Genomic DNA, 10,347 nt, shown 5'->3' on the forward strand with positions numbered 1-10,347 from the left:
CTGACATAGATAACTTTTAGCACTCTCGACAGTAGAGTGCAAGCATTGTCCGTAGATAATGTGATCGAGAGGACAGCGAGGATGGTGACGGGTTCGGATCGACACGCCCAGCAGCCCGAATCGGGGCAGGCCGTCTCCACGATTTCGGTGGCCGCCGAGCTGACAGGCATCGGCGTAAACCGGCGCTGCCATGGCCTGACCTGCGTAGATTCCGGTATTGCGCCGCATCCGGCCCGGATTAGGCCGAGGCCTGGGAGCGCGTGACCGTGTCACCACGCATTGCGCACTCCCGCGCACGTCGGCGTGTCCACACAGCTGGCGAGTATTGAACGGTGTCCCGCACGGGCACCCTGGTGAATCGTTCGGGACCACCCGCTTTCGCCGGCAATGCGGGACTTACACCCTGGTATACGCCGGATCGGCGGCCGGGTAGTGGTAGAGCTCACGGCGCAACCGTTCCAACTCCGGCGCTGCGGAATCGGAGGTCGGCGTGTACCGAGCGGCCTGATGCAGCCCGAACGCCGTGTCCTTACTGTTCTCGTAGATCGACAGGTACTCTTTCCGCCGGCCGGATAGACCGGGAATCATGCGGAGCAGCGGGGGGATGTAGCGGGTGACCGCGTCGATCTGGGCGCGTTTCTCGGCCACCTGGTGTTGCACCTGCTCGACGGCTTCCTCGCGGCTACATCCGGTCTCGTGGCGGATCGCCCTGACCAGGTTGTAGGGGATATGGTCGGCCTCGTCCTGCTCCAGCCCCGCCAGGTCGTTCTCCGCGGCCGTCACCCAGAACAGCAGCTCCTCGAAACGGCGGATCACTGGGTGACTTCGCAGCGTCGATGGCAGTTCGAGGTCTTGGTAGACCTCCATGCAGGCAAGGACGATTTCGGTCCCAAAGGTCGATTTCCGCAGTGGCAGGTGGTCGGCTGTGGTGGGGATGTAGCAGTCTATGCGATGGTGCGCTTCGCGTTCGCAGGCGTCGAACCATTCTTCGACGCTGTCGAGGAACCGCTGCTGCCAACCGATAGTGCGGCCCTCGCGCAGGCGCGGCCACAGACTCGCCCACGCCGTCGCGATCGCGCCGGGCCGCTGCGACGTTTGCGGATCCTGGCGCAGCACGGCCACCAGTCCTTGCCGCAGGGCGGTGACGGCTTCGGGATCCCCCAATCGCGGATCCTCGAACAGGTCATCCCACACCACGGTCAGCGCGCACATGCCGACGAAGGCCTGTTCACGGGGCGAGTCCGCCGCAGCGGCGAGCTGTCTCGGGAACCGGAATGCTCCTGCCCACCGGTGGTGACGGTCGAACTCGGCCGGGGAGGTGATCAGGCCGGTGTCGGCCATCCAGTTCCTCAGCCAGGACATGACCTGCGGCGCGAACACCTCACTGTCGGTGCGTGGCTGCCTCGACTGCGGGACGCCGACAGGACGCGGAGTTCGGCGATCGAGTACCGATCGGGCGTAGGCGATCATCGCGTGGCGGGCGCTCGGGTCAACCGGCAGGGCGGCAAGCTGACCAGCGGCCTGGGCCATGAATTCATCGGCGCCTGCCTGTGCTTCCTGTACGGCGCCAGACGCGATGACAAGCTCCCGGGCGCGTGCGGCTTCCTCGGCCGTCATCGTTCTGCGTAGCAGACGGGCAAGGTCCCGGTTACGGGCAGCCGCGCGGATCACGGGAAGGGTGTAGATGCCCTCGGGCAGATCCGCGTTGACGGGCTTGCCCATCTCTTCGGCGGTCGAGGTCAGATCGAGGATGTCGTCATACAGCTGGTAGGCCAACCCGAACTGTCGACCGAACAGGGCCAGCGCCTCTTCCTGATCCTCGGAGCGACTGGCCTGCATCGCACCCACCCGGCAGGCCAGCGACAGCAGCGCCGCTGTTTTGCCGTCGATCGAGTCCAGGTAGGCCTGCTCGCTGCGGGATGCCACATACTGATCGGCGGCCTCGATCACCATGCCCGCGCACATCTGCTCACTCACGATCGCCGCCGCGGAAACTTCACGCTGGCCGAGGTCGGCCAGCATGCGCGTACTCGAGGATGTCACGGCATCCCCGGCCAATACGGCCATGTGCGAACCCCACACCGCATTGGCGCTGGGACGGCCACGCCGCTGGTCCGCGTGATCGATGACGTCGTCGTGATACAGCGATCCCAGATGCAGCAGCTCCACCGCGGCAGCGGCGCGCACCGCCCGGTCATCGGCCGGCGCCGCCGGATCGGTGAGCAGGTAGTACGACAATAAGGTCAAAGTAGGACGAACCAATCGACGCGAGGTGTCCAGGCCCTCGTCGGTGAGTGCGGTCAACTCGGGGCGGCCCTCGAACCGCACGGGGCCGAGAACATCCCGGACGCGGTCGAGGTCCGCATCCAGATGCGGGAAGACAGCCGGATCGATTTCGTGTGGCACGCGGGCACTCCTGACTGGTTACATCGGTCATCGACAACACCGCCGATCAATGGCAATTCGACACCACCCGGCGCGGAAGAGGTTGGCATCAGCCAATTTTGATGGTTCCACAACTCGCGTGATGTAGGTTGGCGAGTGCCGTTGGAGGCGAACGATCTATGGACATCTCCGGTATTCGTCAGGGGAGAGCGTGCCCACGCGGTCCACCGCGTGGGTTGCCTGAACGCCAGAGGTGGAGACACGCCGGCGTAGCGTGCGGCGAGTGAGTTCTCGCGAGCACGCCCCGTCCAGTACCCGCCCCACGGCCGGGATCTCCGATGCCGACACGGCCACGACTGTCGAGATCGAAGCCCTGTTCCGGACACTGGAATCCGCGTTGGAAGCCAAAGACGCAGCAGCCTTCGACCAGCCATTCACCGAAGACGTCGTCTTCATCACGCCGGCGGGCGCAATCTTCTGCGGCTGGGACGAACTGCACGACTACCATCGCAAACGCCTCGGTGACAGCCCGGACGCGCGAGCCCACTTCGAGCTCATCGCCCTACGTCTCCTGACACCCGAACACGCAGTCGTCAACGTCGAGCAAACACTGCACACCGCAGAATTCTCTGTCGCCAACCGAGGCACCTGGGTCCTGCTCGAGCGCAACGAGGCATGGTGGGTCTGTTCGGTGCACAACACCAACATCGCTGGATCGGTCAAAGTCTGATCTGCTGTCCGACGCCCGCCGCCAGGTCGACTTCTCGACCAACCCACTCGCCTGACCTCGCTTGGTTTGGTTCCCATCCCCCGATATCGACTTCGGAGACTTCGTTGCCCGGACAGCTCAGGGATGTCGGTAAACCGATCATTTTATCGACATCGGCGCGTTGGCGATTCTGATCTTCACCGCCCAGCTGCCGCACCTGCTCGGGGTGCCGTGGCTCGTCTATCCGATGGTCGCTGCCGGGCTGGTGGTGATGGTGTTCCTGCCGAAACTGACCACCGTCGTCCCGGCGCCGCTGGTCGCGATCGTTGCGTTGACCGCGGCGACGATGGTGTTCGCGCTCAACGTCCCGAATGTCGGTGACGAGGGCGAACTTCCCCACAGTCTGCCCACGTTCTTCTTCCCGGATGTGCCGCTCACTCTCGACACCCTGAAGATCATCGGCCTGTATGTGCTGGCGATGGCGCTGGTCGGACTACTGGAATCGCTGATGACCGCGAAACTGGTCGACGACATCACCGATTCGCACTCCGACAAAACCCGCGAAGGCTGGGGCCAGGGTGTGGCCAACATGGTGACCGGGCTGTTCGGCGGTATGGGCGGCTGCGCGATGATCGAGCAGACCATGATCAACGTCAAGGTCTCCGGCGCCTGCACCCGCATCTCCACCTTCCTCGCCGGGGTGTTCCTGCTGATCCTCGTCGTGGGCCTGGGCGGGCTGGTGGCCCAGATCCCGATGGCCGCCCTGGTCGCTGTGATGATCATGGTGTCGGTGGGCACCGTGGACTGGCACTCCATCGCCCCGAAAACCCTGCGTCGCATGCCGATCGCGGAAACCCTGGTCATGCTGGTCACCGTCGCGGTCACCGTGGCCACCCACAACCTCGCCTACGGCGTGATCGTCGGTGTGCTGGTCGCGATGGTCGCCTTCGCTCACCGCGTCGCCCACTTCACCCAGGTCACCGGATTCGACGACCCCACCATCACCGACGACGGTGTCCTACAGGGCCGACGGGTGTACAAGGTGCGCGGGGAGTTGTTCTTCGCCTCCAGCAATGACCTGGTCTACCGGTTCGACTACGCCACCGACCCCGACCATATCGTCATCGACATGTCCGAAACCCATATCTGGGACGCCTCCACCGTCGCGGCCCTGGACGCGATCACCACCAAATACGCCGCCAAAGGCAAAACCGTGGAGATCATCGGCCTCAACCCCGCCTCCGAAGCCCGCCACGGCCGCCTCTCCGGCCACCTAGCCGGAGCGCACTGACCGATGGGCGAACCAGGCGGGGAAGGGTTCCTGCAGATCGGCCACGTCGCCGAACGCACCGAACTGTCGATCAAAACGATCCGCCACTACGCAGAAGTCGGGCTGGTCACCCCCTCGGCGCGCTCGGCCGGCGGGTTCCGCCTCTACACCACCGCTGATGTCGACCGGCTGCTGATCATCCGGCGCATGAAGCCCCTCGGGTTCAGCCTCGCGGAGATGAAGCAGCTCCTCGACGCCTTCCAGGTCCTCGACGACCCCACCGCCACCGGCGAACAACACGTGCAGGCACGGGAGTTTTTGCAGCAATGCCGGCAACGGACTCGCGACAGCGCCGAACGGCTCCGCCGCCACCTCGCCTACGCCGCCGAATTCGGCGACCTCCTCGACACCCGCGCCCACACCTGACCACCACCGACGGCAACTAATCGATCTTTGCGCTGATACCGGCGTCGGTTGCCTGGGTGCCGTCGCCTCTTCGGTACCGCACTAGACGCGGTAAAAGTCCCAATTCACCGAGTCGGCATGCGGGTCGGGCGACGTGAGCTCGAATTCCCTAGCATGGGCGGAGTCGCAGACGCGGGGTGAGTACTTGGTACCAGCCCACTTTCCGTTCCGGTACCAGTCGAAGCGCATTTGCACGCATTTACCGTCCCTATAGCTGTCTGCGACCCAGCCTTTGACGTAAGCGGGATTCCAGCACTTGCTCCCTGCCGAGTCTCCCCACCAAGGGCTGTAGTTCCAGCCTCCGGGGCAAGAGGAGGCTTGCCGGTTGGTTTGCATCGTTTGCGCAGTCGCCGAGGCCATGCCTGACACCGCCACCGTCGCGGCCACTGCCAATGAACCCGCGACAGTTACAGCACGCCGGACAAACGGTTCACCTGCATACTTGCCGATACCAGACACAGTCAACCCCTCACGCCAGGATCAGAATCCGTCCTGATGACAGACGGCGATGCGAGGCAAAAGATTCGGCCGTTGCATCAGCAATTATTCGGAACCGCAGGCGGTTTGGACTGACACCTTTCCGCAGTGCCCGATAACCATAGTTATCAGGCAACAGGCGGGCGCCGACCTACAGTCGACCGCAGCGGCCGGTGAGCAAGGCGATGAACAGCGGCACCGCGAGATCGCGCGGCCAGTCGATCTCGGCCATATCGGGATCGGCGGTCAGTAGCACCATCGATTCGACGTCATCGGTCTCGGCGTATCGCACCGAACCAGCTACATCAGCGCGCGGAAGCAGCATGAGCTTCTACAACCTTGTTTGGACGGGGCTCGGCATCATTCGGGTTTCGTTCGAATCGACAGTCGGTCCAGACCGGGCTCTGCCGATAACGGACAAAATCGGATCAGGGATTCCATTGCCAAGTGGTAGTAGCTCGAGGGTTACTGGATAGAGCTGTGCCACAACGAACTCGGCGCCGATGCAGGGAACTTTCATCTTGCGTCACTGTGGGAGGGGAGCCCCATGCCTACTATCACGTCGCTTTCGCCGACTTCGGGGCCGGCGTCGGGGGGCAATAGTGTGGTGGTCACCGGCACCGGATTCAGTGGTGTCGGTCCATTGACTGTCCGTTTCGGCTCGGTGGCAACCACATTCACCATCGACTCCGATACCCGGATCACGGCCATCGCACCTGCCGGAACCGCTACGGTGGCAGTCACTGTCACCGCACTGCTGGGCGGCACGAGCAACGCACTGCCCTACACCTATGTGCCGGTTCCCTCCTTGAGGTCGATCAGTCCTGCTCAAGGGCCGACTGGGGTCAGGGTTACCGTCAACGGTTCAGGTCTGTCCAGCGCGACCGGGGTGAATTTCGGTGGTGCTGCGGCCACTTCGTTCACGATCGTGTCGGACACCCAGATCACCGCAACCGTTCCGCCAGGGACCGGCATCGTCGCGGTGACCGTCACCTCCCCGGCCGGTATGAGCAACCCGCTGCCCTACATCTATGTCCCATTCCGTCCTACTATCACGTCGCTTTCGCCGAGTTCGGGGCCACCGTCCGTGTTCAATACGGTGGTGATCACCGGCTCCGGGTTCACCGGGCCTACCACGGTGCGGTTCGGTTCGACCGCGACCACCTTCACCATGGATTCCCCCACGCAGATCACCGCGATCGCTCCACCGGGGACGGGAACGGTGCCGGTTACCGTCACCACCGCGGGTGGTACCAGCAATGCGGTGACCTACACCTATCTGACCACGCCGACATTGACCTCGGTCGTCCCGAACTCCGGCCCGGCGGCGGGCGGCAACACCGTTGTGCTCACCGGCACCAATCTCACCGGTGCGACAGCCGTGAAATTCGGTGCGGCTGCGGCGATCTCGTTCACGATGCTCTCCGCAACGCAGATCGCCGCCGTAGTCCCCGCGGGCGCCGGTACGGTCGCGGTCACCGTCACCAACCCGATCGGCACCAGCAACCCGGTGTCCTACACCTATATCTCGGCACCGACACTCAGTTCGGTTGTCCCGAACTCCGGTCCACAGACCGGTGGCAACACCGTCCTCCTCACCGGCACCGGATTCACCGGAACCACCGCGGTGAACTTCGGTGCGAGAGCGGCGATGGCCTTAACCGTCAACTCCGATACCCAGATCACCGCCATAGCACCGGCCGGCATCGGCACAGCCGACGTCACCGTCACCGCGACCGGCGGCACCAGCAACCCGGTGACCTACACCTACATCCCAGCACCGACACTCGCCTCGATCATCCCGAGTTCCGGTCCGGCGACGGGAGGCAACACCATCGTCCTTACCGGCATCGACCTCGCCGGCGCCACCGTCGTCCGTTTCGGCGCGAATACCGCGATCGCTTTCACCGTCGTTTCGGACACCCAGATCAGTGCGTTGGCGCCTGCGGGTACCGGCATCGTCGATGTCATCATCGCCACCACGGGCGGCGTCAGCAGCCCGGTGCGCTACACCTACATTCCGTCGCCTGCGCTCGCCTCGATCGTCCCCGACTCCGGTCCCGAGGCCGGTGGCAACACCGTCACCCTGACCGGCACGAACCTCACCGGTGCCACAGCCGTGTCTTTCAATGGGACACCGGCGATCTCGTTCACCGTGGTGTCCGACACCCAGATCACCGCTGTGGCACTCGCTGGGAGCGCTGGGCCCGTCGTCGTCACGGTCGCCACCGCTGGTGGCACCAGTAACGGGGTCCTCTACACGTATGTCGCCGCACCGACGGTGGTCTCGACCACCCCGGACTCCGGGCCCCAGATAGGCGGGAACACCGTCGTCGTCCAGGGCACCGGATTCACCGGCACCAGCGCCGTCCGTTTCGGCGCGACCCCGGCGGCCTCGTTCACTGTGGTTTCCGACACCGAGATCAGCGCCATCGCCCCCGCAGGTACCGGCAGCAGGGCCGTCACCGTCACCGCGACGGGTGGCACAAGCAACCCGGTGGCCTACACCTATGTCCCTGCACCCGTACTCGGCTCCGTTGTCCCGGACTCCGGTCCGGAGACCGGGGGTAACACCGTCGTCCTGACCGGGACCGATTTCACCGGCGCGACCGCCGTCCGTTTCGGCGCGAATACCGCGATCTCGTTCACCGTCGTCTCGGATACCCAGATCACCGCCGACGTGCCCGCGGGTACCGGCATCGTCGATGTCACCGTCGCCACCGCGGGCGGCGTCAGCAGCCCGGTGCGCTACACCTATGTCCCGGTACCTGCGCTTGCCTCGATCGTCCCCGTCTCCGGTCCCGAGACGGGTGACAACACCGTCACTTTGACCGGCGCCGACCTCGCCGGCGTCACCGCCGTGCGTTTCGGCGCGAATACCGCGGTCTCTTTCACCGTCGTCTCCGACACCACGATCACCGCGGTCGTGCCCACGGGAACCGGCTTGATCGACGTCACCGTCATCACCGCTGGTGGCCTCAGCAACCCGGTGACCTATACCTACATTCCGGCGCCGACACTCACCACGGTCGTCCCTAGCTCCGGTCCCGAGACCGGTGGCAACACGGTCACGCTGACCGGCACCGGGTTAACCGGGGCCGGCGCGGTCGATTTCGGTGGAACAGCGGCGGTTTCCTTCACGGTGGTTTCGGATACCGAGATCACTGCGGTGGCTCCTGCGGGGACTGGCACGGTCACGGTCACGGTCACGGCGCCGGGTGGTGACAGCAATGGCGTCTCATACACCTATGTTCCGGCTCCGACGCTGGCGTCGGTGGTCCCCGACTCCGGTCCGGAGACGGGCGGCAACGTGGTGATCCTGAGCGGAACGCGATTCACCGGGACTTCCGCGGTGCACTTCGATGCGAACACGGCGGTGTCGTTCACCGTGGTGTCGGACACCGAGATCACCGCTGTGGTGCCCGCCGGGACGGGCTCGGTGAATATTACGGTCACCACGGCGGGTGGGGTCAGTAATCCGGTGGTTTACAGCTATGTTCCGGCGCCGGCGCTCGCGGCGGTCGTTTCCGATGCTGGTCCGGAGGCCGGTGGCAATCCGGTCACTATCATCGGCTCGGGGTTGGCCACCGCAACTACTGTGATCTTCGGTCAGGCTCCGGCGCCTGCGTTCACTGTGGTGTCGGATAGCGAGATCAGGGCGGTTGCTCCCGCGGGTGCCGGTACGGCCGCGGTGACCGTCGAGACCGTCGGTGGTACCAGCGATGGTGCCCTCTACAAGTTCATCCCGGCGCCGACGCTCGCCTCCGTCGATCCTGGCGCTGGTCCGGAGACCGGTGGCAACACGGTTACCTTGACCGGCGGCGGATTCACTGGGGCGAGTGCGGTTGATTTCGGTCCGGCGGCGGCGGTTTCCTTCACGGTGGTTTCCGGAACCGAGATCAGCGCGGTCGTGCCAGCCGGGACCGGCACGGTGGATGTCACGATCACTACACCGGGCGGGACCAGCAATGGCGTCCGCTATGCCTACGCTCCGGCCCCGACGCTCACCACGGTGGCCCCCAACTCCGGACCCGAAACCGGCGGCAACACGGTCATCCTCACCGGCAGCGGATTCACCGATGCGACCGCGGTGGAATTCGGTGCGAACCCCGCGGGCGGGTTCACCGTGGTCTCGGATTCCGAGCTCACCGCGGTCGTGCCCGCGGGCATCGGTTCGGTGAATGTCACCGTCACCACCGCCGGCGGCACCAGCAACCCGGTGGCCTACGCCTACGTGCCGCGCCCGACACTCACCAGTGCGGTTCCCCGCTTCGGGCCGGAGACCGGCGGCAACACGGTCACCCTGACCGGTGCCAACTTCACCGGAACTATCGCGGTTCGTTTCGGCACGACGCTCGCTACTTCGTTTACCGTGGTGTCCGATACCCAGATAATGGCTGTCGCTCCCGCGCGCACCGGCACTGTGGCGATCACCGTCACCACGCGGGGTGGCAGGAGCAACGGTGTTCTCTACGGCTTCACTCCGGCTCCGACGCTGACCACGGTCGCTCCCCGTTTCGGGCCGGTCACCGGTGGCAATACCGTCACTCTTACCGGTGCCAATTTCACCCGAACTGTCGCCGTCCGCTTCGGCGCGACACCCGCTACGTCGTTCACCGTGGTCTCCGACACCGAGATCACCGCGGTGGCCCCTGCGCGTGCCGCCGGCGTAGTTGGGGTAACAGTCACCACGACGGGTGGTACCAGCAACGCGGTGGCTTACGGATATGGCCCGGCGCCGACACTCACCAGCGTGGCTCCGCGCTTCGGGCCCGAGACCGGCGGAAACACTGTCACTCTTACCGGTACGAACCTCACCCGAACCCTCGCCGTCCGCTTCGGCACGACACCCGCCACGTCGTTCACCGTGGTCTCCGACACCCAGGTCACCGCAGTGGCCCCTGCGCGTGCCGCCGGCGTAGTTGGGGTAACAGTCACCACGACCGGTGGTACCAGCAACGCGGTGGCTTACGGATATGGCCCGGCGCCGACACTCACCAGCGTGGCTCCGCGCTTCGGGCCCGAGACCGGCGGAAACACT

General features: G+C 65.1%; 5 protein-coding genes and 1 pseudogene. 4 read left to right on the forward strand and 2 right to left on the reverse strand.

Features of this window, described 5'->3' with window-relative positions; all coding sequences use genetic code 11:
* Positions 1–396: 396 nt before the first annotated feature.
* Entirely contained in the window at positions 397–2,406 is a 2,010-nt protein-coding gene (locus tag AB0H00_RS29045) for a polyprenyl synthetase family protein (RefSeq protein WP_357272500.1), read from the reverse strand.
* Between the two features lie 262 nt (positions 2,407–2,668).
* On the opposite strand from AB0H00_RS29045, the gene AB0H00_RS29050 reads away from it, so the two are divergent.
* The 3 genes and pseudogenes from AB0H00_RS29050 (at position 2,669) to AB0H00_RS29060 (ending at position 4,790) form a co-directional block, all read left to right on the forward strand.
* On the forward strand, positions 2,669–3,115 hold the full coding sequence (locus tag AB0H00_RS29050) for an SgcJ/EcaC family oxidoreductase (protein WP_357272503.1): 447 nt from the start codon (positions 2,669–2,671) through the stop codon (positions 3,113–3,115).
* A 157-nt stretch (positions 3,116–3,272) separates the two neighbouring features.
* Positions 3,273–4,385, forward strand: a pseudogene (locus AB0H00_RS29055) (SulP family inorganic anion transporter); the annotation flags it as partial.
* A 3-nt stretch (positions 4,386–4,388) separates the two neighbouring features.
* A complete protein-coding gene (locus tag AB0H00_RS29060) occupies positions 4,389–4,790 on the forward strand; it encodes a MerR family transcriptional regulator (RefSeq protein WP_357272505.1) in 402 nt (133 codons plus the stop codon).
* 667 nt (positions 4,791–5,457) lie between these two features.
* Here the strand turns inward: AB0H00_RS29060 and AB0H00_RS29065 are convergent.
* Positions 5,458–5,631 (reverse strand): hypothetical protein, encoded by a 174-nt coding sequence (locus AB0H00_RS29065; RefSeq protein WP_357272507.1) that lies wholly within the window; start codon positions 5,629–5,631, stop codon positions 5,458–5,460.
* A gap of 222 nt (positions 5,632–5,853) precedes the next feature.
* Between AB0H00_RS29065 and AB0H00_RS29070 the strand changes: the two genes are divergently transcribed.
* Positions 5,854–10,347 (forward strand): IPT/TIG domain-containing protein (locus AB0H00_RS29070; RefSeq protein WP_357272509.1); only part of this gene is annotated, 4,494 nt, incomplete at its 3' end.

Source organism: Nocardia sp. NPDC023852 (genome assembly GCF_040639505.1).
Classification (GTDB): Bacteria; Actinomycetota; Actinomycetes; order Mycobacteriales; family Mycobacteriaceae; genus Nocardia.